This window comes from Pseudomonas sp. R37(2017), assembly GCF_002113375.1.
Lineage (GTDB): Bacteria > Pseudomonadota > Gammaproteobacteria > Pseudomonadales > Pseudomonadaceae > Aquipseudomonas.
This window is the reverse complement of sequence record NZ_NEHO01000004.1, coordinates 302,926-328,792: the sequence shown is the minus strand read 5'-3', so window position 1 is coordinate 328,792 and position 25,867 is coordinate 302,926. Positions and strand designations below refer to the sequence as shown.

The window sequence follows — 25,867 nt, the reverse complement described above, 5'->3', positions numbered from 1 at the left end:
CCATGTCAAGATTCTTTATCGACCGTCCGATTTTCGCCTGGGTAATTGCCCTGGTGATCATGTTGGTCGGAGCACTATCGATCCTCCGGTTGCCGATCAACCAGTACCCGAGCATTGCGCCTCCTGCGATCGCCATCTCCGTGACCTACCCGGGTGCTTCGGCGCAAACGGTACAGGACACCGTGGTTCAGGTGATCGAGCAACAGCTCAACGGTATCGACAACCTGCGTTATGTCTCGTCGGAAAGTAACTCCGACGGCACCATGACCATTACCGCGACCTTCGAGCAAGGCACCAACTCCGACACCGCACAGGTTCAGGTGCAGAACAAGCTGAACCTGGCCACCCCGTTGCTGCCGCAAGAAGTGCAACAGCAGGGTATCCGCGTCACCAAGGCGGTGAAGAACTTCCTGTTGGTGATCGGCGTGGTGTCGCGTGACGGCAGCATGACCAAGGACGACCTGTCCAACTACATCGTGTCGAACATGCAGGACCCGATCTCCCGGACCGCCGGTGTCGGCGACTTCCAGGTGTTCGGCTCGCAGTACGCCATGCGAATCTGGCTCGACCCGGCCAAGTTGAACAACTTCAACCTGACCCCGATCGACGTCAAGACCGCAATCGCCGCGCAAAACGTCCAGGTGTCGTCCGGCCAGCTCGGCGGCCTGCCTGCCCTGCCCGGCACGCAGTTGAACGCGACGATCATTGGCAAGACCCGTCTGCAGACCGCGGAGCAATTCGACAAGATCCTGCTCAAGGTCAACAAGGACGGTTCCCAGGTTCGCCTGAAAGATGTTGCCGAAGTCGGCCTGGGGGGTGAGAACTACAGCATCAACGCCCAGTTCAACGGTGCCCCGGCTTCCGGTCTGGCGGTGAAACTGGCCACTGGCGCCAACGCTCTGGATACCGCCAAGGCCCTGCGCGCCACCATCGACAGCCTCAAGCCGTTCTTCCCGCAAGGGATGGAAGTGGTGTTCCCGTATGACACTACCCCGGTGGTGACCGAGTCGATCAAGGGCGTGGTTGAAACCCTGGTCGAAGCGATCGTGCTGGTCTTCCTGGTGATGTTCCTGTTCCTGCAGAACTTCCGCGCCACGGTGATCACCACCATGACCGTGCCGGTGGTATTGCTCGGTACGTTCGGCATCCTCGCGGCAGCCGGCTTCAGCATCAACACCCTGACCATGTTCGGTATGGTGTTGGCCATCGGCTTGCTGGTGGACGACGCCATCGTCGTGGTGGAAAACGTCGAACGGGTGATGAGCGAGGAAGGCCTGTCCCCCAAGGAGGCCACCAAGAAGTCCATGGGTCAGATCCAGGGCGCACTGGTCGGTATCGCCCTGGTGCTGTCGGCGGTTCTGCTGCCAATGGCGTTCTTCAGCGGCTCCACCGGTGTGATCTACAAGCAGTTCTCGATCACCATCGTCTCGGCCATGGCCCTGTCGGTACTGGTTGCCCTGATCTTTACCCCGGCGCTCTGCGCGACCATGCTCAAGGCGATTCCGAAAGGCGAGCACGGCACCCCGAAACGCGGCTTCTTCGGCTGGTTCAACCGCAACTTCGACCGTGGCGTACGCAGCTACGAGCGCGGTGTCGGCAATATCCTGCAGCGCAAGATCCCGTATCTGCTGGCGTACCTGCTGATCGTGGTTGGCATGATCTGGCTGTTCACTCGTATTCCAACGGCGTTCCTGCCGGAAGAAGACCAGGGTGTACTGTTCGCCCAGGTACAAACCCCGGCCGGTTCGACGTCCCAGCGCACCCAGGTGGTCGTCGATGAAATGCGTGAGTTCCTCCTGCGCCCTGGCAAGGATGGTGGCGAAGGCGATGCGGTGAACTCGGTGTTTACCGTGACCGGCTTCAACTTCGCCGGCCGTGGCCAGAGTTCGGGCATGGCGTTCATCATGCTCAGGCCTTGGGACGAACGTAACGCCGAGAACAACGTGTTCAAGGTGGCGGCCCGTGCCCAGCAGCACTTCTTCACCTTCCGCGATGCCATGGTGTTCGCCTTCGCGCCACCGGCGGTACTGGAACTGGGTAACGCCACCGGTTTCGACGTGTTCCTGCAGGACCGCGCCGGTATCGGTCACGAAAAACTGATGGAAGCACGCAACCAGTTCCTCGGTATGGCCGCGCAAAGCAAGATTCTGAGTCAGGTACGTCCCAACGGCCTGAACGACGAACCGCAGTACCAGCTGGAAATCGATGACGAGAAGGCCAGTGCCCTGGGCGTTACCATCGCCGACATCAACAACACCCTGTCGATTGCCCTGGGCAGTAGCTACGTCAACGACTTCATCGACCGTGGTCGGGTGAAGAAGGTTTACGTGCAAGGCAAGCCAGGCTCTCGCATGGGCCCTGAAGACCTGCAGAAGTGGTACGTGCGCAACAGCGCCGGCACCATGGTTCCGTTCTCGGCGTTCGCCAAGGGCGAGTGGATCTACGGTTCGCCGAAACTGGCCCGCTACAACGGCGTGGAAGCGATGGAAATCCTCGGTGCCCCGGCGCCAGGCTATTCCACCGGTGAAGCGATGCTCGAAGTCGAAGCCATTGCCAGGAAACTGCCGGCGGGTGTCGGTATTTCCTGGACCGGCCTGTCGTACGAAGAACGCCTGTCCGGTTCGCAAGCGCCAGCGCTTTACGCTCTGTCGCTGCTGATGGTGTTCCTGTGCCTGGCGGCGTTGTATGAAAGCTGGTCGATTCCGATCGCGGTCATGTTGGTGGTACCGCTGGGGATCATCGGTGCGCTGATGGCCACCAGCCTGCGCGGTTTGTCCAACGACGTGTACTTCCAGGTAGGTCTGTTGACGACTATCGGTCTGGCGGCGAAAAACGCCATTCTGATTGTCGAATTTGCAAAGGAACTGCACGAACAAGGGCGTAGCCTGCGCGATGCGGCGATCGAAGCCTGCCGCATGCGTCTGCGACCGATCATCATGACCTCGCTCGCCTTCGTCCTCGGTGTGGTACCACTGGCGATATCCACGGGCGCAGGTTCCGGTAGCCAACATGCAATCGGCACCGGCGTGATCGGCGGTATGATCACCGCCACTGTGCTGGCGATCTTCTGGGTCCCGCTGTTTTTCGTCACCGTGTCGTCCATTGGCCAGCGCAAAAACGTCGACCAGGATGACGCCACTGAAACTTCTAAAGAGGCTGGCTAATGAGCAAGTCGCTACTCTCTCTGGCAGTCGCCGCCTTCGTGCTTGGTGGCTGCTCGCTGATACCTGATTATCAGCAGCCCGAAGCACCGGTGGCGAGCCAGTACCCGCAGGGCCTGGCGTACTCGCCGGCCCAGGCACCGGCGCAAGCGGCGGCCGAGCAGGGCTGGAAGCAGTTTTTCCATGACCCGGCGCTGCAACAGCTGATCCAGGTTGCCCTGGAAAACAACCGTGACCTGCGTGTCGCGGCCCTGAACATCGACGCGTTTGCGGCGCAGTACCGCATCTCTCGCGCCGACCTGTTCCCGGCCGTGTCGGCCAATGGCACCGGTAGCCGCCAGCGGGTTCCGGAAAACTCCTCGCAAACGGGGCAGTCGGGCGTCGTCAGTTCCTACTCGGCCACGGTCGGGGTCAGCGCCTATGAACTCGACCTGTTCGGTCGGGTTCGCAGCCTGAACGAAGAAGCCCTGCAGAAGTACTTCGCTACGGAAGAAGGCCGCCGCAGTACACAGATCAGCCTGGTGGCCAGCGTGGCCAATGCCTACCTGACCTGGCAGGCCGACAAGGAGCTGTACAAGCTGACCCAGGAGACCCTGGCCACCTTCGAGGAAAGCTACAAGCTCACCGCCCGCAGCAACGAAGTCGGCGTCGCCTCGGCCCTGGACCTGGCACAGTCGCGCACCTCGGTGGAAAACGCCCGTGCACAACTGGCCAAGTACACCCGTCAGGTCGCCCAGGACGAGAACAGCCTGGTGCTGCTGCTCGGCACCGGCATCCCGGCCAACCTGCAAGCGGCCAAACCGCTTGACGACGACCTGCTGAGCGACGTTCCGCCCGGCCTGCCGTCGGACCTGCTGCATCGTCGTCCGGACATCCTCCAGGCCGAGTACAACCTCAAGGCCGCCAACGCCAACATCGGCGCGGCGCGGGCAGCATTCTTCCCGAGCATCAGCCTGACGGCCAATGCCGGCACCCTGAGCCCGGACCTGTCCGGTCTGTTCAAGGGCGGTTCGGGTACCTGGCTGTTCCAGCCGCAGATCAACCTGCCGATCTTCAACGCCGGCGCCCTGAGCGCCAGCCTGGATTACTCGAAAATCCAGAAAGACATCGGCGTGGCGAACTACGAGAAGTCCATTCAAACGGCCTTCCAGGAAGTCGCCGACGGCCTGGCCGCTCGCCAGACCTACGTCCAGCAGTTGCAGGCACAGAAGGATTTCGTCAGTGCCAACCAGCAATACTATCGCCTGGCCGAGCGTCGCTACCTCATCGGTGTCGACAGCAACCTGACCTTCCTCGATGCCCAGCGTCAGCTGTTCAGTGCGCAACAGGTGCTGATCACCGATCGTCTGGCGCAACTGGTCAGCCAGGTCAACCTGTACAAGGCCCTGGGCGGTGGCTGGAACGAACAGACGGCGAAGATCGAGCCGTTGAAGGAAGAAGCGCCGAAGATGAAGTATTTCTGATAGCGCTGAGAAACAAGGAGCCCACCGATTGGTGGGCTTTTTGTTGGCTGCCTGAAAATTTGTGTTGTCTTTTATGACCCCTTCGCGAGCAGGCTCGCTCCCACAATGGATCGCATTCTTTCTGAAGGAACCGGGTTCACTGTGGGAGCGAGCCTGCTCGCGAAGGGGCCAGTACAAACAATACAAAAACACCGGTCAATCTTGCGTTCGATAATCGCCCAAAACCCGCTTTTTACGATTGAACCATCTAGTACATTCAATTCACCATCCGAACCACAACACCAATAACAACAGGTTCGCCACCATGCCCCCGCGCCCCGCCCTCTCCGGCTGATCCGCTTCGTTTGTGCTGATTTCGAATATCCGTCTGCAACCCAGGGTTGCGGCGTCACCCCCGCTTCATCCCCAAGAATCAGAGAGTCCCCAGCCCATGTCGTCTTCCACCGCGCAGTATTTCGTTCCCAGCCTGATCGCCGCCGCCCTGGCCAGCGCGGCCCTGCCCGCCTGTGCCGAAGAGCCGGGTTTTGTCGAAGGCGCCAAGGTCAACCTGAACCTGCGCAACTTCTACATCAACCGCAACTTCACCAACCCGACCAAGGCCCAGGGCAAGGCTGAAGAATGGACGCAGAGTTTCATCCTCGACGCCAAGTCCGGGTTCACCCAGGGCACTGTCGGGTTCGGTATGGATGTGCTCGGTTTGTATTCGGTGAAGCTCGACGGCGGCAAAGGCACCGGTGGTACGCAACTGCTGCCGCTGGATCATGACGGCCGCCCGGCGGACAATTTCGGCCGCACCAACGTGGCGTTCAAGGCCAAGCTGTCGCAGACCGAAATCAAGGTTGGCGAGTGGATGCCGGTGTTGCCGATCCTGCGCTCGGACGACGGCCGCTCGCTGCCGCAAACCTTCCGTGGCGGCCAGATCACCTCGAAGGAAATCAATGGCCTGACGCTCTACGGCGGCCAGTTCCGCCAGAACAGCCCACGCGACGACAGCAGCATGGGCGACATGTCGATGACGGGTAAACCCGCGTTCACCTCTGACCGTTTCAACTTCCAGGGTGGCGAGTACGTGTTCAACGACAAACGTACCCAGATAGGCCTGTGGAATGCCGAACTCAAGGACATCTACAGCCAGCAATTCGTCAATTTGATCCACAGCCAACCGCTTGGCGACTGGACCCTGGGCGCCAACCTGGGTTTCTTCCATGGCAAGGATGACGGCAGCGCCCGGGCCGGCGAGTTGGACAACAAAACCCTGTACGGCTTGTTCTCAGCCAAATACGGCGGCAACACCTTCTACGTAGGCCTGCAAAAACTCACTGGCGACAATGCCTGGATGCGGGTCAACGGCACCAGCGGCGGCACCCTGGCCAACGACAGCTACAACTCCAGCTACGACAACGCCCGGGAACGCTCATGGCAAGTACGCCACGACTACAACTTCGCCACCCTCGGCGTACCGGGCCTGACCCTGATGAACCGCTACATCAGTGGCGACAACGTGCACACCGGCAGCATCACTGACGGCAAGGAATGGGGGCGTGAATCGGAACTGGGCTACACCGTACAGAGCGGTGCGCTGAAAGACCTGAACCTGAAATGGCGCAACTCGACCATGCGTCGCGACTACAGCAACAACGAGTTCGATGAAAACCGCCTGATCATCAGCTATCCGATCAGCCTGTTGTAAGACTCACCACCGCTTTCGCGAGCAGGCTCGCTCCCACAAAGATCACCGCAATCCTTGTGGGAGCGAGCCTGCTCGCGAAGGCGTCAAATCAGACAACAAAAAATCGCCGGATCTACTCCCGCGACTCAACCCCCAACTCATCCCACACCGACTCCGCCAGGTGGAAGGTCGCATTGGCCGCCGGGATCCCGCAGTAGATCGCACTCTGCATGATCACTTCCTTGATCTCGCCACGGCTCACGCCGTTGTTGGCGGCGGCACGCAAGTGCAGTTTGAGTTCGCCTTCGCGGTTCATGCCGATCAGCATGGCGATGGTGATCAGGCTGCGGGTGTGGCGCGGCAGGCCCGGGCGGGTCCAGATGTCACCCCAGGCGTGGCGGGTGATCATCTCCTGAAACTCCGAGTTGAACTCGGTCAGGGTATTCAGGCTGCGGTCGACGTGGGCGTCGCCCAGTACCGCGCGGCGGACTTCCATGCCCTCGTCGTAACGTTGTTTCTCATCCACGGGAAAACCCTCACTCAGCCGACAGAAACGCCAGCACACGCTCGCTGAACGCGTTGCCTGCCTGGACGTTGGACAAGTGCGCCGCATAGAACTCGGCGTACTCGGCGCCTGGCACTCGTTCCTGAATGAAGTGCCCGCCGGACGGCGGCGTCACCGCATCCTGAGCGCCGGCGATCACCAGCAGCGGTGCCTTGATCGAGGACAACCGCTCGCGGAAATCGGCATCGCGCACCGCCGCGCAGTTGGCCGCGTAACCTTCAGGCGAAGTGGCCGCGAGCATGTCGGTGATTTTCTTGGCCGCCGCCGGATTGGCCTCGGAAAAATCCGGGGTGAACCAGCGGGCAATCGATGCATCGCGCAGGGCAACCATGGCCGCCTGACCGTCGCGCAGCACCATTTCAATGCGCGGATCCCACACCGACGGATCGCCGATTTTCGCCGCGGTGTTGCACACGATCAGCTTGTTCAGGCGCTCGCCGGCATTGATGCCCAGCCACTGGCCGATCAGGCCGCCCATGGACAATCCACAGAAATGCGCACGCTCGATGTGCAGCGCATCCAGCAACGCCAGCACGTCGCGGCCCAGTTGCTCGATGCTGTACGGGCCCGGCGTCACCAGCGATTGGCCGTGACCACGGGTGTCAAAACGCAACACGCGAAAATGCTCGGTGAACGCCGGGATCTGCGCATCCCACATGTGCAGGTCGGTGCCCAGGGAGTTGGACAGCACCAGCACTGGCGCGTCGACCGGTCCATCGAGTTGGTAATGCAGTTCGCCCTCGGCGAGTTGTACAAAAGCCACAGCAAGTCTCCTTCAGGCAGTCAATGCAGAATGTTCGGCCACCGCCCGCTCGACCCAGTTTTTCGCCTGGCCGAGGTAATGGGCGGGGTCCAGCAGATGATCGAGTTCAGCCGCCGACAGTTCGGCGGTCACTTGCGGTTCGTCGCCGAGGACTGCACGCAGGTGACGTTGTTCAGCCACGGCGCGTTTGCAGCATTGCTCCAGCAGATGATGCGCGGTATCGCGGCCGACCCGTTGGGCCAGGACGATGCTCACCGCTTCGGCGAGCACCAGGCCCTGGGTCAAATCGAGGTTGCGGGTCATGCGCGCGGCATCCACTTCCAGCCCCTGCGCAATCAACAGCGCTTGCTGCAGGCTGCCCGACACCAGGCAGCAAATCTCCGGCAGGGTTTCCCACTCGGCATGCCACAGGCCGAGGCTGCGTTCGTGCTCCTGGGGCATGGCGCTGAACAGCGTCGAGAGCAGGCCGGGGACACGCGTCGCCGCGCCGATCAGCACCGCCGCGCCCACTGGATTGCGCTTGTGCGGCATGGTCGAAGAACCGCCCTTGCCCGGCGCCGAGGGTTCGAACACTTCGGCGGCCTCGGTTTGCATCAACAGGCTGATGTCACGACCCAGTTTGCCGAGACTGCCGGCGATCAGACCGAGTGCGGCAGCGAACTCCACCACGCGATCGCGCTGGGTGTGCCACGGCTGTTCGGGCAAGGTCAGTTGCAGTTCTTCAGCCAGTGCACGGGCAATCGGCATGGCCTGTTCACCCAGGGCCGCCAGGGTTCCGGACGCACCGCCAAACTGCAGCACCAGCAGCCGCGGCTTGAGTTCGGCCAAGCGCTGGCGACTGCGCGTCACCGCCCCCAGCCAACCCGCGATTTTCATGCCCAGGGTGACCGGCGTTGCATGCTGCAACCAGGTGCGCCCGGCCAGCGGCGTCGCCGCATAACGTCGGGCCTGCGCCGCAAGGGTTTGGCCCAGTTGCGCCAGATCACTTTCGATCAGTTCCAGTGCGCGACGCAGTTGCAATACCAGGCCGCTGTCCATCACATCCTGACTGGTCGCGCCCAGATGCACGTAACGCTCAGCCTCGGCATTGTGCGAAGCAATCTGTTTGCCCAGAGCCTTGACCAATGGAATCGCCGAGTTACCCGCGACGGCAATCGCCTCGCCCAACGCGACGAAGTCATATAGCCCGGCGCTGCAAGCGGCCTCGATCGGCGCGACAGCACTCGAGGGGATCAACCCGACCCGGGCTTCGGCCCGGGCCAATGCCGCCTCGAAATCGAGCATGGCCTGGACCCGGCCCTGATCGCAGAACACCTCACGCATATCGCGGGCAGTGAAATAGGCATCGAACAATTGATTGCCCGGTCGCTGGTTCATAAACAATTCCTGAAGGCGCGGGCCGCTGCGGCCCGCGCGTGAGATCAAAGATCGTGATGCAGGTACTTCGCCTGTTTCGGCAGACGCAGGCTGAACAGGAACGCTATCGCCATCATCACGGTCACGTACCAGTAGAAGGAGTTTTCCATGCCCACGGCCTTCAGGCTCAAGGCCACATACTCCGCTGAGCCACCGAAGATCGCATTCGCCACCGCATACGCCAGGCCAACGCCCAGTGCACGCACCTCGGGCGGGAACATTTCGGCTTTCACCAAGCCGCTGATCGAGGTGTAGAAACTGACGATCGCCAGGGCCAGGGTAATCAATACAAAAGCGAGGAACGGACTGCTGACACTTTTCAGGCTCAGCAGGATCGGCACGGTGAACAGCGTGCCGAGGGCACCGAACCAAAGCATCGAGTTACGCCGGCCGATCTTGTCGGCGAGCATGCCGAAGATCGGCTGCATGCACATATAGAAGAACAGCGCGCCGGTCATGATGTAGCTGGCGGTCTTGGCCGGCATGCCGGCAGTGTTCACCAGGTACTTTTGCATGTACGTGGTGAAGGTATAGAAAATCAGCGAGCCACCGGCGGTGTAGCCCAGTACGGTGATGAACGCGGCTTTATGGTCGCGAAACAGCGCGCTGATGCTGCCGGCGTCCTTGTTTTCGCGCATTTCCTTGCTGGTGGTTTCTTTGAGCGAACGACGCAAATACAGCGAAACCAACGCCGCCATGGCACCGACCACAAACGGAATCCGCCAGCCATAGGCACGCAATTCGTCCTCATTGAGGAACTGTTGCAGGATCACCACCAGCGACACCGCCAGCAACTGACCACCAATCAGGGTCACGTACTGGAACGATGCGAAGAACCCGCGCTGGCCCTTGAGCGCCACTTCGCTCATGTAAGTGGCGGTCGTGCCGTATTCTCCACCCACCGACAAACCTTGCAGCAAGCGGGCGAACAGCAACAGGAGCGGTGCCCAGACTCCGATACTGTTGTAGGTCGGCAGACAGGCGATCAGCAACGAGCCGAAGCACATCATCAGAATCGAGATCAGCATCGAGTTCTTGCGCCCGTGCCTGTCCGCCACCCGCCCGAAAATCCAGCCGCCAATCGGCCGCATCAGGAACCCGGCAGCGAACACGCCGGCGGTATTGACCAATTGCACCGTGGGGTTATCGGACGGGAAAAAGGCCGGGGCGAAATAGATCGCACAGAAGGCGTAGACGTAGAAGTCGAACCACTCGACCAGGTTGCCGGAAGAAGCACCGACGATGGCAAAGATCCGCTTGCTGCGTTCTTCGCCCGTATAGAGAGCAGCAGGAGCTGTAGGCGTTGTCATTGTTTTGTTCACTCAATGGGGACAATGAGAGTCTAGACACACTTTGCAATAGTCCCGTTCCACAGATACATCAGCAATACGTACCCCTGTGGGAGCGAGCCTGCTCGCGAAGGCGTCATATCAGTCGATATCAATGTTGTCTGATACACCGCTTTCGCGAGCAGGCTCGCTCCCACAGTTTTTTTGCGGTGTTCGATCAGTAATCGAAGAACACCGTCTCGGCATCGGTGCCCTGCAGAACCACGTTCCACTGGTACACACCCGACGCATCCTTTTTCGCCATCAACGTAGCGCGACGCTCGGCCGGCACGCACTCCAGCAGCGGGTCATCGATGTTGGCCGCCTCGCCATCAAAGTAGATCCGCGTCAGCAAGTGCTTCACCAGGCCACGGGCAAACACCAGCACCACCAGGTGTGGTGCCTGGGTGGTGCCTTTGAGCCCCTCGACCGTGCCCGGCTTGATGGTGGTGAAGCGAAAACGCCCTTCGGCATCCACCGGTACCCGACCAAAACCTTCGAAGTTCGGGTCCAGGGGTTTGTCCTGGTCATCTTCCGGGTGGTCATACTTGCCGGCGGCGTTGGCCTGCCAGACTTCCAGCATCGCGTCGTTGACGATGTCGCCATTGCCGTCGACCACTTGCCCGGTGATCGCCACGCGCTCGCCCAGGGTTTGCTCGACGGCCAGGTTTTCGCGGTTCAGCCAGGTCAGGCCGATGTGGTAGTACGGCCCGACGGTGTGGGACGTGGTCGCAGTCAGCGTCATCTTATTTCTCCATCGGCGTGGCATCGCGGCCGCGCAATACGATGTCCCAGCGATAACCGAGGGCATAGGAAGGGATGGTTTTTTCCAGGTCGAACGTGGCGATCAACCGCTCTTTGGCGCTGGTATCGGGCACGCAATTGTAAATCGGGTCGTACGCCAGCAGCGGGTCGCCCGGGAAATACATCTGCGTCACCAGGCGCGTCAGGATGCTCGGCCCGAACAACGAGAAGTGAATGTGCGCCGGGCGCCACGCGTTGTGGTGGTTGCCCCACGGATAGGCGCCGGGCTTGATGGTCTGGAACTGATACCAGCCATCGGCGTCGGTCACGGTGCGGCCGGTGCCGGTGAAGTTCGGGTCCAGCGGCGCGTCGTGCAGGTCGCGGGCATGTGCATAGCGACCGGCGGCGTTGGCCTGCCAGATCTCCACCAGAATCCCCGGCACCGGCAGACCGTTTTCATCGAGCACGCGGCCGTGAATGAGGATGCGCTCACCCTGTGGCTGCCCCTCGTGCTGAGCGGTCAGGTCGTTGTCCTTCTCGTTGATGCGTTCGGCACCTACGGTCGGGCCGGTAATTTCCGACAACGAATGGGGCAGAAACACCAACGGCTTGGACGGCGAGCGCAGATTGGTGGATTGATAGGTCGGGTGCAGGTACTCAGGCTGAGTGCCCGCCTGTGGGCGACGGTAACCAGGCTTGTCAGTCATGAAGCATTCCTCAGTTCTTGTAAGTCTTCGAGCGCGTCAGACGCGCTCGATCGCCAGGGCCAGACCTTGACCGACACCAACGCACATGGTTGCCAGACCTTTTTTGCCACCGGTTTTTTCCAACTGATGCAATGCAGTCAACACCAATCGCGCACCGCTCATGCCCAATGGATGGCCCAAGGCAATCGCGCCACCGTTCGGGTTGACCTGGGCCGCGTCGTCCGCGATTCCCAGTTCACGCAGCACCGCCAAGCCCTGGCTGGCGAAGGCTTCGTTGAGTTCGATCACATCGAAATCGCTGACCGCCACACCGAGGCGCTCGATCAGTTTACGCACCGCCGGGACCGGGCCAATCCCCATGACGCGTGGGGCGACACCGGCGCTGGCCATGCCCAGCACCTTGGCGCGAGCGGTCAGGCCGTGCTTTTTCACCGCTTCGGCCGAAGCCAGGATCAATGCGGCGGCGCCGTCGTTCACACCGGAAGCATTACCGGCGGTGACAGTCTTGTCAGGGCCGTTGACCGGTTTGAGTCGGGCCAGGGCTTCCAGGGTGGTGTCGGCGCGAGGATGCTCGTCCTGGCTGACCACGGTTTCACCCTTCTTGTGGGCGATCCGCACTTCAACGATTTCTTCGGCGAAGAACCCGGCGGCTTGCGCGGCGGCGGTGCGCTGCTGACTGCGCAAGGCAAAGGCGTCCTGATCTTCGCGGGAGACCTTGTAATCATCAGCCACGTTGTCGGCGGTCTGCGGCATCGCGTCCACGCCGTACTGGGCTTTCATCAGCGGGTTGATGAAACGCCAGCCGATGGTGGTGTCTTCGAGCTTCATGTTGCGCGAAAACGCCGCGTCGGCCTTGCCCATCACGAACGGCGCACGGGACATCGATTCGACGCCACCGGCAATTGCCAGCTCCATCTCGCCGCTGGCGATCGCGCGGAACGCGGTGCCGATGGCGTCCATGCCCGAAGCGCAAAGACGATTGAGGGTCACACCGGGAATGGTTTCCGGCAGGCCGGCCAGCAGCAGTGCCATGCGCGCGACGTTGCGGTTGTCTTCGCCGGCCTGGTTGGCGCAGCCGAGGAACACCTCGTCCACGGCGCTCCAGTCCACCGACGGATTGCGCTCCATCAAGGCCTTGATCGGCACGGCCGCCAGATCGTCGGCACGCACCGTCGACAAGCCACCGCCGAAACGGCCGATGGGGGTACGAATGGCATCGCAGATATAAACGTCACGCATCACGCTTCTCCGGGGGCTTGGCCGTGTGCGGCAGCGGTACGGGCTTCGAGGTCGCGCAGCGCGGTCAGTTCGACTTCCGTTGGCTCGGCAGTTTGTTCTACCTGGTCGGCAAAGCGAATCGCCCAGCCGGTGGCAGCCACCACTTGCTCGCGGGTTACGCCCGGGTGCAATGCGGTGACCACGAATTCGTGGGTGCCCTCCTCCGGCTCCATGATGCACAGGTCGGTGATGATCCCGACCGGACCGGCGCCCGGCAGGCCGAGACGCTTGCGTGAATCACCGCCCTCGCCATGGCCGACCGAAGTGATGAAGTCGAGTTTGTCGACGAAGGAGCGCGCCGACTGTTTGAGGATGATCAGCACGCTCTTGGCGGAACCGGCAATTTCCGGCGCGCCGCCGGCGCCTGGCAGACGCACTTTCGGCGCGTGGTAATCGCCCACCACGGTGGTGTTGATGTTGCCGAAACGGTCGACTTGCGCCGCCCCCAGGAAGCCGACGTCAATACGCCCGCCCTGCAGCCAGTAACGGAAAATCTCGCCGGTCGGCACCACGGTGTCAGCGGTTTCCGCCAACTCACCGTCACCGATCGACAGTGGCAATACACTCGGCTTTGCACCGATCGGACCCGATTCGTAGATCAGGACCACGTCCGGAGAGGACGTGAGGCGAGCCAGGTTGGCCGCTTTCGATGGCAGGCCGATACCGACGAAGCACACCGAACCGTTCTTCAAGCGACGGGCAGCGGCGACGGTCATCATTTCATTGGTGGTGTAAGTCATTACTTCGCCTCCGAAGCGGCGGCCAGTTTGGCCTGGAACTCGCTGAAGTCAGCGCTGCCATGGATGTATTCGTTGATCCACGCGGTGAAGGTTTCACGGTCGCGGGCAATCGGGTCCCAGGCCTGGTAGAAACGGTTGTCGCGTTCGGTGTAACCGTGGGCGTAGGACGGATGCGCACCGCCAGGTACATGGCAAACCGCGCTCAAGGCCCAGGTCGGCAGCACGCAGGCGTTCATTGGTGCATTGAGGTCGTCGACGATCTCTTCAACGGTGACGATGCAGCGCTTGGCGGCCAACGCAGCTTCTTTCTGCACACCGAGGATGCCCCAGAGCAGTACGTTGCCCTTGCGATCGGCTTTCTGCGCGTGGATCACGGTAATGTCCGGGCGTACCGAAGGCACGGCGGCCAGCACTTCGCCAGTGAACGGGCAGGTGACGGATTTGATCAGCGGGTTGACCTTCGGCAAGTCGGAACCGGCGTAGGCACGCAGCACCGCGAACGGCAGGCCGGAAGCACCGGCGACATAGGCATTGGCCAGGTCGGCGTGGCTGTGTTCTTCGATTTCCATCGCATGGGGCCACTGCTTCTCTACGGCGTCACGCAGACGATGCAGGGAGCCGACACCCGGGTTGCCGCCCCAGGAAAAAATCAGCTTGCGGGCACAACCGGCGCCGATCAACTGGTCGTAGATCAGGTCAGGGGTCATCCGTACCAGGGTCAGATCTTTTTTGCCCTGACGAATGATTTCGTGACCCGCCGCCGTCGGGATCAGGTGGGTAAAGCCTTCGAGCGCGACCGTATCGCCGTCGTTTACGAATTGCTTCACCGCGTCGTGCAGCGAAAGGATTTCAGCCATTGGGGCAGGCTCCCGTTTATTGTTAACCGACAGTGGAAGAAGGCGCCGATGCGCAGCGCCGGAATGACTGAAGGTTAAGCCTGCGGAAAACGCCAAACAATCCGATAATCGACTGAGTGTTCGTTTATCGAACACATTGTTGTCTGGCTACCGATCCCCAAAAGCTTCGCAAGCAGGCTCGCTCCCACAAGGATCACACTTACCCTTGTGGGAGCGAGCCTGCTCGCGAAGAGGCCATCAAAGCCACCAGAGATGCTGAGTCAGACGCTCAGGTCGCATCCGCATGGCTGACCATGCCCTTGATCACCACCGCCGTGGTTGCCAGTGCCGCTGGAATCACCAGCGCCGTCAGCACTTGCTCGAAGTTCCAGCCCAGCCCCAACAGCGTCGCGCCCATCCACGCCCCGAGGATGGCGCCGAAGCGGCCGATTCCGAGCATCCACGACACCCCGGTGGCCCGCCCCTGGGTCGGATAAAACCGCGCAGCCAGCGACGGCATCGCCGATTGCGCACCGTTGACGCACATACCGGCCACCAGGACCAGCGTCGCCAACAGCGCGATGTTGCCCAGGCTCTGCCCTACCGCGTAGGCAAACACCCCGGCCAACAGGTAGAAAGTGCCAATGACCTTGTGCGGATTGAACCTGTCCATCGCCCAGCCCACACCCACCGCGCTCAACACACCGCCAAGCTGGAACAGCGCGCCGATGAAGGCGGCCTGTTCCATGCTCGCGCCACTGTCACGCATCAGCGTCGGCAGCCAGCTGGTCAGCAGGTAAACGATCACCAGGCCCATGAAGTAGGTCAGCCACAACAGCAAGGTGCCGATGCTGTAGGTGCCGGAGAAAATCACCGCGAACACATTGCGCGCCTTCACGGTTTTCTGTTCCGGTACGCTGAAGCTGGACGCCTGGGCCACCACTGTCGGGTCAATCGGCGCCAGTGCCTCGCGCACTTTGTCCGTGCCGCGGTTGCGTACCACCAGGTAGCGCGCCGATTCCGGCAGCCAGAGCAGCAAGACGACGGCGAGGATCAGCGGCAGAATCCCGCCGATCAGCAGCAGGCTGTGCCAGCCAAAGGCCGGAATGAGCTTGGCCGAAATAAATCCACCTCCGGCCATGCCGAGGTTGAATCCGCAGAACATGCTGGTCACCAGCAGGGACTTTTTGCGCTCGGGGGTGTATTCCGACAGCAGGGTCGTGGCATTCGGCATGCCGGCGCCCAAACCCAGGCCAGTCAGGAAGCGCAATACCAACAGCTGGTCCACATTGCTGCTGTAGGCCGAGGCCAGGCTGAAGGCGCCGAACAAAAGTACGGCCCCGACCAGTACGACTTTTCGTCCGAAACGGTCGGCCAAAGGCCCCGATCCAAGCGCGCCGAAGACCATGCCGATCAGCGCAGCACTCATTACCGGACCAAGGCTGGCGCGATCGATTCCCCAATCCTGAGACAGCGCCGGCGCGATGAAACCCATGGCCGCGGTATCGAGGCCGTCGAGGAAGACAATCAGGAAACACAGGATCACCACCCGCCACTGGTAGCGCGAAATGGGTTGAGCATTGATGAAGGACTGCACGTCGAGGCAGTTGCCTACAGCAGACTGGGGCTGGTTCATTATTTTTATTCCATGGATCGCAGTCGAAAAGGGGCCAGCCGGGGCTGACGCAGTCGCGACATTAATGATCCACGGGAAACAGCGTCAATTCGCCAAGCGCAACTCCGTGCGTTTATCGAACAGCTTAAGTAAACAGCTGGGTACTGAGGTCGCGACTGGCACTCAGCAGACCGGGCAGGAAACGCTGTTCCAGCTCATTGCGGCTGACTCGCCCGGCGTGGGTGCTGACATTGAGGGCCGCCACCACCTGGCCGGAGGCGTCGTACACCGGGACCGCAATCGACCGCAGCCCTTGCTCGAGTTCCTGGTCGACGATGCACCAGCCTTGCTGTCGCACCTCTTGCAGGCATTCGAGCAATGCCTGGGGGGTGTGGATCGTACGACTGGTCTTGGCCTGCAATTCGGCGTGATCGAGGTACTCGCCCAGCGACGTGTCATCCAGCGCGGCCAGCAGAATCCGCCCCATCGACGTGCAATAGGCCGGCAAGCGCCCGCCTACCGACAGGTCCACCGAAATCAGCCGCTGCGTGGTCGCAGAGCGAGCGATGTACAGAATGTCATCACCTTCCAGCGTGGCCATGTTGCAGGCCTCGTGCAGTTGTTCGCTCATGCGGTCCAGGTAAGGCTGGGCGGACACCGCCAGCGGCGTCGAAGAAACATAGGCATGACCGAGAGTCAGCACTTTGGGCAGCAACGAATAGGTACGGCCATCGGTGGTGGCGTAGCCGAGCTTGATCAGGGTATGCAGGCAACGGCGCACAGCGGCGCGGGGAATTTCCGTGCGGTGGCTGATCTGGGCGATGGTCAGGTGCCGTTTGCGCTCCTGAAACGCCTGCACCACGGCCAGGCCACGGGCCAGGGAGGTCATGAAATCCGGGTCACCGGTCAGTGCCTGGATTCGCTTGGCCGGTGAGGCAACGATGGGTGGAGCCACTGAAGCGAAGGAATTGCGCATTTGATCGTTCATACAAGGTCCTTTTACCCACTCGGATCAGCGACTATTACAAAGGGCTGGCGCCTGACGCTCAAGCCCAACGCACCAACACCGGGCGATTATCGAACGCTCGACCGATAATCGCAATCCATCGAGCCTGTCACCCGATCCGTTGATATTCGGTTTTCACTGACTCACGTACGCATGATTACATCGACTCGAAGCAGGATTTAATGGGGCACTCCAAGTACCGTAACTTGCTCGGTTTAATGGCGCCAGGAAGGTATCGCAGCGATGAGGTATCAGTCGACGTTCTAGTTGATCGTAAGTTTCGAGCAACAAAACGGTCACACGCCAAGACCCGCTTTCAACTTTTTGGATATAGTGTTCTTCAAATCGGCCGCTATAATACAACTCAGTAGCGCTTCGGTTTTTTACTTGCCGGACCCGCTGCCCGGCAATGCAGATGTCCCATCTGCGTTGCCCTTCGCAAGCGCCACATCCGCATTGCAAATGCCTTGCCGGTGCGCTTGCTGAAACAGGAAACTGAAGCTACGTCAGCTGTTTATCTCTGGTGCCGTGGCCGCCTGTGACATGGAAGTATTGAGCACGTCGTTGCCAGAACGATGCCTTGACGGGCATTGCCCACTCGACAAACGTGATCAATCGATTTGATGCAGCGCGTTTTCACCAGAATTTATCTCAACTCAATCAGGTAGCACTGTGACGAAAGACGAACTGCGCGCGGAACTAGAGCGCCAGGAACAACGTTACAAGGAAGTTTACGGCGGAGAAGTCACCACTTACGCCGCTCAACCCGAACCGGAACGCAAACCCTGGCGTAAACGCGCCACCGTTCAGGATCAGGTTTTCCAGCAGGAACTTCAAAAAATGGAAAAGGAACTCCGAGCCGAAGAGCCGTGACTGCTTCGGTCTGCTTCTTATAAAGGCCTGCCTCTGCACCCGTTAAAAGCGGGATGTATCGATCTTGCCTTGCGCGCCCGCTACCAGCGGGCAGCGGCCTTCACCCTCATCGAATCAGGCAGATTTTCGGTATCTGACCTATTTCTCAGATTTTTCGCACAAGCTTTCAAGCCTATCCCCCTGGGGCGCGATTCACCTGCGACGGCTATCTTTTCAAATAAAATCAATGACTTAAAAAACACAGCAAAACCCTTGGGTTTTGGGCTTTGCGGCGAAAAAAATCATTGAAGAATGTTACCGACGAGCAGCTAGTGCATTGATTGACACTCTTTTCTGGCATAATCGCGCCCCCTTATGACCGGGTCAGAAAACCTTCATGATCGATTTATTCAGCGGACTGGATGCTTGGGTGCTTGTGAGCCTCTTGCTCGCCCTGGCCTTTGTCCTCGCCTTCGAGTTCATCAACGGCTTTCATGACACCGCTAACGCGGTGGCCACCGTTATCTACACCAAAGCCATGCCGCCTCACCTGGCGGTGTTTTTCTCCGGCGTGTTCAACTTCCTCGGCGTGCTGCTGGGCGGGGTCGGCGTGGCCTATGCCATTGTCCACCTGCTGCCGGTAGAGCTGCTGATCAATGTGAACACCGGCCATGGTCTGGCGATGGTGTTCTCGTTGCTCGCCGCAGCCATCACCTGGAACCTGGGCACCTGGTATTTCGGTATCCCCGCCTCCAGCTCCCATACGTTGATCGGTTCGATCCTTGGCGTAGGCCTGGCGAATGCCTTGATCAACGACATTCCGTTGGCCGATGGCGTGAACTGGCAGAAGGCGATCGATATCGGCATGTCGCTTGTGTTCTCGCCAATGGCCGGCTTCCTGATCGCCGCGCTGATCCTTATCGGCCTTAAATGGTGGCGTCCGCTGTCGAAGATGCACAAGACGCCGGAACAGCGCCGCAAGATCGACGACAAGAAACACCCTCCGTTCTGGAATCGCCTGGTACTGGTGATCTCGGCCATGGGCGTGAGCTTCGTACACGGTTCCAACGATGGCCAGAAAGGTATCGGCCTGATCATGCTGGTCCTGATCGGTATCGTGCCGGCGCAGTTCGTCCTCGACCTGAACAGCACGACCTACCAGATCGAGCGCACCCGCGACGCCACGCTGCACCTGAGCCAGTTCTACCAGCGCAATGCCGAAACCCTGGGTGAGTACCTGGCCCTGGGCAAGAGTGTAGAAGGCGATCTGCCGGAGAAGTTCCGTTGCAACCCGCAACAGACCGAACCAACCATCAGCGCCCTGCTCGGCAGCCTCAAAGGTGTAGCGGACTACCACTCGCTGCCGGCGGAAAGCCGTATCGAAATACGTCGCTACCTGCTCTGCCTGGACGACACCGCGAAGAAAGTCAGCAAGCTGCCAAGCCTCGGGGCTCGTGAAAAGGCCGACCTGGACAAGCTGCGCAAAGACCTGACCACCACTACTGAGTACGCCCCGTTCTGGGTGATCCTGGCGGTTGCACTGGCCTTGGGCCTGGGCACCATGGTCGGCTGGAAACGCGTGGTCCTGACCATTGGCGAGAAGATCGGCAAGCAAGGCATGACTTACTCCCAAGGCATGTCGGCGCAGATCACCACAGCCGGCCTGATCGGCATGGCGAACGTCTTCAGCCTGCCGGTTTCCACTACCCACGTGCTGTCCTCTGGCGTGGCGGGCACCATGGTCGCCAACAAGAGCGGTCTGCAAGGCGGCACCGTCAAAAACATCCTGCTGGCCTGGGTATTGACCCTGCCAGCCACAGTGGCGCTGTCGGCCGGGTTGTTCTGGCTCGCCTCGAAGGCACTTGGCAGCTGATAAGCAGCCAAACGAAAAAGGCGCGCTCCGCAAGGAACGCGCCTTTTTTATTGCCATGAATTTCTTAACACCATAGAACCCATGTGGGAGCGGCGGTGGTTTTATGCACTCCAACAGATTTTTGCAGGCAAAAAAAAGGGCAACCGAAGTTGCCCAAAATGCCTTGCGTGCTCATTACATCCAGAAAGAACCACGGTTATTTCCGCTTGTGCGAATCCTTCCAGATAAAAAGTCCGAACCCTGCAAAAAACACAAACATGAGGCTGACAGTCAGCACTCCGGCGATCACCACGTTGTCGAAAAACATGACGCGTCTCCTGCACTTGGCTTGTTGCGATAGGGCTAAGTTAACCAAAGGGGCAGGAGAGAATATTGACCGGGATCAATGTCGCCCGAGACTGGGCAAGAGGAAGGGGAACCTTTGACCCGCATCAATGAATGCGGGGGATTTCAGCGCTTTTTCGGTTTGTTTTTCGGCTTCTTCTTTGGCTTGCCCAACGGCATGGCCTGCTCGAACGCCTGGCGAACTTCATTGAGCCGTTTGTCATTGAGGTCATGAACACGCTTGGCGCGCTCAGCGTTGAGATCAATCAGTTTGTCGTCTTGGCTCATGGCGGTCAGTGCTTCGCTTGAAATGAAATTCAGCCACCGTAGCGTTCGGCGACCCTGCGCCAATAATGCGTCCTGACGGCCGCGCTGACCAGTCTGCGCTCAAATCTCGATGTCGACCCACAGCCCCTGCCGTGGCTGATCTTCCATCAACGGCGCCACTGGCACGGTGTTGTCGGCATTGAGTTCGTCGCCGGGAATCGCCAGGTGCGCCTCGGGGCCATTGTCGGCTTCGCGGCGGCGGCGTTCCTGCTCCTGCCTGCGGCGCTGCTCCTCGCGCAGCACCAGGCCATCCTCTTCAGGATTGCGTTTTTGCAGGTCAATGGTGCTTTCACTCGAGCTTTCCTGCACCGGCACCACCGGTGGAATATCCGGACGCTGGCGGATCGGGTCGGTTTGCGAAGTGATCGGCACGGCACTCAAGGGGAGCATCGGTGGCAGCATGGTTTTCGGTCTCCTGTCAGCAGGCTGTCGGCTTCGAGAATGGCGACTTGAGCCATCGGTCGCAAACTGTGAGCCAATTGGCACTCATTCGTGCACCGAGCGGCGCGTCATGCATAGGTGGGCTAACGTAAGACTGTGAGTTTTTCTGAGAGTCCTTTGGCCCTGAAGCCCTCATTCCGTTAAGATAGCCCGCTTTTTCAAGGTGGGAGTCAGGCAGCATGGCGCAGCAGTATCAACCGGGGCAACGCTGGATCAGTGACAGCGAAGCCGAGCTGGGTTTAGGCACCGTTCTGGCACAGGACGGCCGCTTGTTGACCGTGCTCTACCCGGCCACTGGCGACACCCGCCAGTACGCGCTACGGAATGCGCCCCTTACCCGCGTGCGGTTTTCGCCGGGCGACTCCATCACTCATTTCGAAGGCTGGAAACTGACCGTCCGCGAGGTCGATGACATTGATGGCCTGCTGGTTTACCACGGCCTCAATGCGCAGAACGAAGTGGTCACCCTGCCGGAAACCCAACTGTCGAACTTCATTCAGTTCCGCCTGGCCAGCGACCGTTTGTTCGCCGGCCAGATCGACCCGCTGGCCTGGTTCTCCCTGCGTTATCACACCCTTGAACACACCAGCCGCCAATTGCAGTCCTCGTTGTGGGGCCTGGGTGGCGTGCGTGCACAACCGATCGCGCACCAGTTGCACATTGCTCGCGAAGTCGCCGATCGTATCGCTCCACGGGTTCTGCTGGCCGACGAAGTGGGCCTGGGTAAAACCATCGAAGCGGGCCTGGTGATCCATCGCCAATTGCTCTCGGGCCGCGCCAGCCGCGTGCTGATCCTGGTTCCGGAGAACCTGCAGCACCAATGGCTGGTTGAAATGCGCCGCCGCTTCAACCTGCAGGTTGCGCTGTTCGACGAAGAGCGCTTTATCGAAAGCGATGCCAGCAACCCGTTCGAAGACACCCAGCTCGCGCTGGTCGCGCTCGAGTGGCTGGTGGACGACGAGAAGGCCCAGGACGCGCTGTTCGCGGCGGGCTGGGACTTGATGGTGGTCGACGAGGCACACCACCTGGTGTGGCACGAAGATCAGGTCAGCCCTGAATACTCGCTGGTCGAGCAGCTCGCCGAAACCATTCCCGGCGTCCTGCTGTTGACCGCTACCCCGGAACAACTGGGCCAGGACAGCCATTTCGCCCGTCTGCGCCTGCTCGACCCGAACCGCTTCCATGACCTGCAAGCCTTCCGCGCCGAGAGCGAAAACTATCGCCCGGTGGCCGAAGCCGTTCAGGAGTTGCTGGACCAGGGTCGCCTGTCGCCGCAAGCCCACAAGACCATCCATGGCTTCCTCGGCAACGAAGGTGAAGCCCTGCTGGCCGCCGTCAACGATGGTGACAACGAAGCCAGCGCCCGCCTTGTGCGCGAACTGCTCGACCGCCACGGCACCGGCCGCGTGCTGTTCCGCAACACCCGCGCCGCCGTGCAGGGTTTCCCCGAGCGCAAGCTGCACCCGTATCCGCTGCCATGCCCGGACGAGTACCTCGAACTGCCGCTGGGCGATCACGCCGAGCTGTACCCGGAAGTCAGCTTCCAGGCCCAACCGGACGCCAGCGAAGAAGAGCGCTGGTGGAAATTCGACCCCCGCGTCGAATGGCTGATCGACCAGTTGAAGATGCTCAAGCGCACCAAAGTGCTGGTGATCTGCGCCCACGCCGAGACCGCCATGGACCTGGAAGACGCCCTGCGCGTGCGTTCTGGCATCCCGGCCACGGTGTTCCATGAGGGCATGAACATCCTCGAGCGTGACCGCGCCGCCGCCTACTTCGCCGACGAAGAGTTTGGCGCGCAGGTGCTGATCTGCTCGGAAATCGGCAGTGAAGGCCGCAACTTCCAGTTCGCTCACCACCTGGTGCTGTTCGACCTGCCGTCCCACCCGGACCTGCTGGAACAGCGGATCGGCCGTCTGGACCGGATCGGCCAGAAGCACACGATCGAACTGCACGTGCCGTTCCTGGAAACCAGCCCGCAAGAGCGTCTGTTCCAGTGGTACCACGAAGCACTGAATGCTTTCCTCAACACCTGCCCGACCGGCAACGCCTTGCAGCACCAGTTCGGCCCACGCCTGCTGCCGCTGCTCGAAGAAGCCGACGACAGCGAGTGGCAAGCGCTGATCGACGAAGCCCGCACCGAGCGTGAGCGCCTGGAAGCCGAGCTGCACACCGGCCGCGACCGTTTGCTGGAGCTGAACTCCGGTGGCGCGGGCGAAGGCGATGCGCTGGTGGAAGATATCCTTGAGCAAGATGATCAGTTCGCGCTGCCGATCTACATGGAAACCCTGTTCGACGCCTTCGGCATCGACAGCGAAGACCACTCGGAAAACGCTCTTATTCTCAAGCCAAGCGAAAAAATGCTCGATGCCAGCTTCCCGCTGGGCGACGACGAAGGCGTGACCATTACCTACGACCGTAACCAGGCGCTGTCTCGCGAAGACATGCAGTTCATCACCTGGGAGCACCCGATGGTGCAAGGCGGCATGGATCTGGTACTGTCCGGCTCCATGGGCAACACCGCCGTGGCGCTGATCAAGAACAAGGCGCTCAAGCCTGGCACCGTGTTGCTGGAACTGCTGTATGTGAGCGAAGTGGTTGCCCCGCGCTCGCTGCAACTGGGCCGCTACCTGCCGCCGGCCGCACTGCGCTGCCTGCTCGACACCAACGGCAACGACCTGTCGCCCCGCGTGTCGTTCGAAACCTTGAACGATCAGCTCGAGAGCGTGCCGCGTGCCAGCGCCAACAAGTTCATCCAGGCCCAGCGTGACCAGTTGACGCCACGGATCAACGCCGGTGAAGCGAAGGTCCTGCCTCGCCACACTGAACGTGTCGCCGAGGCGCAGCGTCGCCTGGCCGCCGATACCGATGAAGAACTGGCGCGCCTGACCGCCTTGCAAGCGGTCAACCCGACCGTGCGCGACAGCGAACTGGTCGCCCTGCGCAAACTGCGCGAGCAAGGCCTGGCCATGCTCGACAAGGCGGCGCTGCGACTGGAAGCGATCCGGGTATTGGTGGCGGGTTAACTACCCTCCTCCACTGCTATAGAAAGAAGGCCCGCAGTGATGCGGGCCTTTTTGTTTACTTCAATGTCGGTAGTGCTGTTGATGGCCTCTTCGCGGGCAAGCCCGCTCCCACAGTGTCCGCGTCGTGCACAGAATCTGCGAACACCACAGAACCTGTGGGAGCGGGCTTGCTCCGGGCGGCGTTCCGACGATAGCGGTTAAGCAGTCACCGCAGAACTGTCAGGCTCAACTACCTCCACCAACCCTTCTTTCATCCGCTTGGCATCGCGCACGAAACTCCGCGAAGCCAGGAACAGAAACACCACGGTGAACAACAGCGCCACCGGAATCAGGTACATCGCATCGTGCAGGCCGACCGCCTTGAAGGCTTCCGTCATCTGCTCGGCACCGGCCGCCAGCATCGCCCTGTGCGCGAAATGATCGGACAAAGCCCCGACCACCACCGGCCCCAGGCCACCGCCCAACAGATACAGCCCGGCAAAGAACAGCGCCATCGCCGTCGCCCGCAAGCGCGGCTCGACCACGTCCTGCATCGCCGTGTATACGCAGGTATAGAAGTTGTAGGCGAACAGCCAGCCGACGCTGAACACGGCGACAAACACCCCAATCCCGATACGCCCGGAATGCAGCGCCCACGCGGTGCAGACCGTCGAAATCACCAGGCTGAAGGCCGCAAACAACAGCCGCCCGTTGGATATCCGTTGATGAATCTTGTCCGCGATCCAGCCGCCAAGGGTCAGGCCGACCAACCCGGTCACGCCGACAATAATCCCGGTGGCGACCGCGGCATCCTGCAACGGCATGAGGAAGTAGCGTTGCAGCATCGGCACCAGAAACGAGTTGCAGGCATAGGTCGCGAAGTTGAAACACAGCCCGGCCATCACCAGCCACAGGAAGGTCGGTACAGCCAACACCCGGCGGATCGGCCGATCGATCTTTTCCTGTGACACCTGGACGCTCTCGGCGGCGCCGCGTTTCGGTTCCTTGATGAAGAACATGAAAATCGCGAGGAACAGCCCGGGTACCGCCGCGATAAAGAACGGCGCGCGCCAGCTATCGAAGGCCTTGACCATCGCGCCGATGGTGAAGAACGCCAGCAACAGCCCCAATGGCAAGCCGAGCATGAAGATGCCCATGGCCCGCGCCCGACGGTGCGCCGGAAACAGGTCGCCGATCAGCGAGTTGGCGGCCGGTGCATAACTGGCCTCGCCGATGCCGATGCCCATGCGCACGATCAGGAAGCTCCAGAAATTGCCCACCATACCGTTGACGGCCGTCAGCCCGCTCCACACCGCCAGCCCCCAACCCATCAGCTTGCTGCGCGAACCGGTGTCGGCCATGCGCCCTAGCGGCAAGCCGGCAATGGCGTAGACGATGGTGAACGCCGTACCGATGATCCCCAACTGGAAATCACTGAGGTGCCATTCCATGCGAATGGGCTCGATGATGATGGCCGGGATGGTGCGGTCGAAAAAATTGAACAGGTTGGCCAGGAACAACAGGAACAGGATGCGCCAGGCATTGGCCGCTTGGGTCGAGTTCTGCATGGATCCGTCTCTTTTATTGTTATTGGGGCGTCACTGCCCCCGGACTTTGCAATCTAGACAGGCTGGCTACGGCTGTCCTTCATTATTCGCCAGGCTGATACCCACCCAAAGCCCCCCACCCTGTTGCCCAGAGGAGGCAAGCACCTCCCGATGTTCATCAACGCAAACACCGGGGAGCCGCTGCCC

22 protein-coding genes are annotated in these 25,867 nt (G+C 60.8%); 7 read left to right on the top strand and 15 right to left on the bottom strand.

All coding sequences use genetic code 11. From position 1 onward, the window contains the following. The first annotated feature begins 2 nt into the window (after positions 1-2). The 3 genes from emhB (at position 3) to CAG47_RS09410 (ending at position 6,314) form a co-directional block, all read left to right on the top strand. Positions 3-3,164 carry an efflux RND transporter permease subunit EmhB gene (gene emhB / locus CAG47_RS09420; RefSeq protein ID WP_085724610.1) on the top strand — a complete coding sequence of 1,054 codons (3,162 nt, stop codon included), beginning with the start codon at positions 3-5 and terminating at the stop codon, positions 3,162-3,164. Next, entirely contained in the window at positions 3,164-4,624 is a 1,461-nt protein-coding gene (gene emhC / locus CAG47_RS09415) for an efflux RND transporter outer membrane subunit EmhC (RefSeq protein ID WP_085724609.1), read from the top strand. Before emhB ends, emhC begins: the two co-directional genes overlap by 1 nt. A gap of 430 nt (positions 4,625-5,054) precedes the next feature. Continuing rightward, on the top strand, positions 5,055-6,314 hold the full coding sequence (locus CAG47_RS09410) for an OprD family porin (RefSeq protein ID WP_085724608.1): 1,260 nt from the start codon (positions 5,055-5,057) through the stop codon (positions 6,312-6,314). Between the two features lie 112 nt (positions 6,315-6,426). Here CAG47_RS09410 and pcaC read toward each other — a convergent pair whose 3' ends face one another. From pcaC to pcaR, 11 genes are all read right to left on the bottom strand, one after another. Continuing rightward, a complete protein-coding gene (gene pcaC / locus CAG47_RS09405) occupies positions 6,427-6,819 on the bottom strand; it encodes a 4-carboxymuconolactone decarboxylase (protein WP_085724607.1) in 393 nt (130 codons plus the stop codon). Positions 6,820-6,829: 10 nt separating this feature from the next. Further along, positions 6,830-7,621, bottom strand: a complete 792-nt coding sequence (gene pcaD, locus CAG47_RS09400) for a 3-oxoadipate enol-lactonase (RefSeq protein ID WP_085724606.1) — start codon at positions 7,619-7,621, stop codon at positions 6,830-6,832. 12 nt (positions 7,622-7,633) lie between these two features. Beyond that, entirely contained in the window at positions 7,634-8,998 is a 1,365-nt protein-coding gene (locus CAG47_RS09395; RefSeq protein ID WP_085724605.1) for a 3-carboxy-cis,cis-muconate cycloisomerase, read from the bottom strand. A gap of 44 nt (positions 8,999-9,042) precedes the next feature. Then, positions 9,043-10,347 carry an MFS family transporter gene (locus tag CAG47_RS09390; protein ID WP_085724604.1) on the bottom strand — a complete coding sequence of 435 codons (1,305 nt, stop codon included), beginning with the start codon at positions 10,345-10,347 and terminating at the stop codon, positions 9,043-9,045. 196 nt (positions 10,348-10,543) lie between these two features. Next, positions 10,544-11,110 carry a protocatechuate 3,4-dioxygenase subunit alpha gene (gene pcaG / locus CAG47_RS09385; RefSeq protein WP_085724603.1) on the bottom strand — a complete coding sequence of 189 codons (567 nt, stop codon included), beginning with the start codon at positions 11,108-11,110 and terminating at the stop codon, positions 10,544-10,546. A gap of 1 nt (position 11,111) precedes the next feature. Then, positions 11,112-11,816, bottom strand: a complete 705-nt coding sequence (gene pcaH, locus CAG47_RS09380; protein ID WP_085724602.1) for a protocatechuate 3,4-dioxygenase subunit beta — start codon at positions 11,814-11,816, stop codon at positions 11,112-11,114. Positions 11,817-11,852: 36 nt separating this feature from the next. After that, positions 11,853-13,058 carry a 3-oxoadipyl-CoA thiolase gene (pcaF, locus tag CAG47_RS09375; protein WP_177408945.1) on the bottom strand — a complete coding sequence of 402 codons (1,206 nt, stop codon included), beginning with the start codon at positions 13,056-13,058 and terminating at the stop codon, positions 11,853-11,855. Then, a complete protein-coding gene (locus CAG47_RS09370) occupies positions 13,055-13,834 on the bottom strand; it encodes a CoA-transferase subunit beta (protein WP_085724600.1) in 780 nt (259 codons plus the stop codon). The genes pcaF and CAG47_RS09370 overlap by 4 nt, the downstream gene beginning before the upstream one ends. Continuing rightward, positions 13,834-14,691: a CoA transferase subunit A gene (locus tag CAG47_RS09365; protein ID WP_085724599.1), complete on the bottom strand. Its 858-nt coding sequence runs from the start codon at positions 14,689-14,691 to the stop codon at positions 13,834-13,836. The genes CAG47_RS09370 and CAG47_RS09365 overlap by 1 nt, the downstream gene beginning before the upstream one ends. Before the next feature lie 268 nt (positions 14,692-14,959). Beyond that, the gene (locus CAG47_RS09360) at positions 14,960-16,306 is read right to left on the bottom strand and encodes an MFS transporter (protein ID WP_085724598.1); all 1,347 of its coding nucleotides are present in this window, start codon (positions 16,304-16,306) and stop codon (positions 14,960-14,962) included. 124 nt (positions 16,307-16,430) lie between these two features. Beyond that, positions 16,431-17,273: a pca regulon transcriptional regulator PcaR gene (gene pcaR / locus CAG47_RS09355; RefSeq protein WP_085724597.1), complete on the bottom strand. Its 843-nt coding sequence runs from the start codon at positions 17,271-17,273 to the stop codon at positions 16,431-16,433. Positions 17,274-17,963: 690 nt separating this feature from the next. Here pcaR and CAG47_RS09350 point away from each other — a divergent pair. The 3 genes from CAG47_RS09350 to CAG47_RS09345 all read left to right on the top strand — a co-directional run bounded on the left by CAG47_RS09350 (position 17,964) and on the right by CAG47_RS09345 (position 20,016). Beyond that, complete coding sequence (locus CAG47_RS09350; protein ID WP_085724596.1) at positions 17,964-18,164, top strand: hypothetical protein; 201 nt, start codon at positions 17,964-17,966, stop codon at positions 18,162-18,164. 69 nt (positions 18,165-18,233) lie between these two features. Beyond that, on the top strand, positions 18,234-18,452 hold the full coding sequence (locus tag CAG47_RS27810; RefSeq protein WP_143515826.1) for a hypothetical protein: 219 nt from the start codon (positions 18,234-18,236) through the stop codon (positions 18,450-18,452). Positions 18,453-18,540: 88 nt separating this feature from the next. Then, a complete protein-coding gene (locus CAG47_RS09345) occupies positions 18,541-20,016 on the top strand; it encodes an inorganic phosphate transporter (RefSeq protein WP_085724595.1) in 1,476 nt (491 codons plus the stop codon). Between the two features lie 196 nt (positions 20,017-20,212). On the opposite strand, the gene ccoM is transcribed toward CAG47_RS09345, so the two are convergent. The 3 genes from ccoM to CAG47_RS09335 all read right to left on the bottom strand — a co-directional run bounded on the left by ccoM (position 20,213) and on the right by CAG47_RS09335 (position 21,069). Continuing rightward, entirely contained in the window at positions 20,213-20,323 is a 111-nt protein-coding gene (gene ccoM / locus CAG47_RS29225; RefSeq protein ID WP_007976669.1) for a cytochrome c oxidase subunit CcoM, read from the bottom strand. A 143-nt stretch (positions 20,324-20,466) separates the two neighbouring features. Beyond that, the gene (locus CAG47_RS28665) at positions 20,467-20,628 is read right to left on the bottom strand and encodes a hypothetical protein (protein WP_092267318.1); all 162 of its coding nucleotides are present in this window, start codon (positions 20,626-20,628) and stop codon (positions 20,467-20,469) included. Positions 20,629-20,727: 99 nt separating this feature from the next. Continuing rightward, positions 20,728-21,069 (bottom strand): aspartate-semialdehyde dehydrogenase, encoded by a 342-nt coding sequence (locus tag CAG47_RS09335; RefSeq protein ID WP_085724593.1) that lies wholly within the window; start codon positions 21,067-21,069, stop codon positions 20,728-20,730. 218 nt (positions 21,070-21,287) lie between these two features. Between CAG47_RS09335 and rapA the strand changes: the two genes are divergently transcribed. Further along, positions 21,288-24,134 carry an RNA polymerase-associated protein RapA gene (gene rapA / locus CAG47_RS09330; protein WP_085724592.1) on the top strand — a complete coding sequence of 949 codons (2,847 nt, stop codon included), beginning with the start codon at positions 21,288-21,290 and terminating at the stop codon, positions 24,132-24,134. A gap of 197 nt (positions 24,135-24,331) precedes the next feature. On the opposite strand, the gene CAG47_RS09325 is transcribed toward rapA, so the two are convergent. Beyond that, positions 24,332-25,681 carry an MFS transporter gene (locus tag CAG47_RS09325; RefSeq protein WP_085724591.1) on the bottom strand — a complete coding sequence of 450 codons (1,350 nt, stop codon included), beginning with the start codon at positions 25,679-25,681 and terminating at the stop codon, positions 24,332-24,334. Positions 25,682-25,867 lie beyond the last annotated feature (186 nt).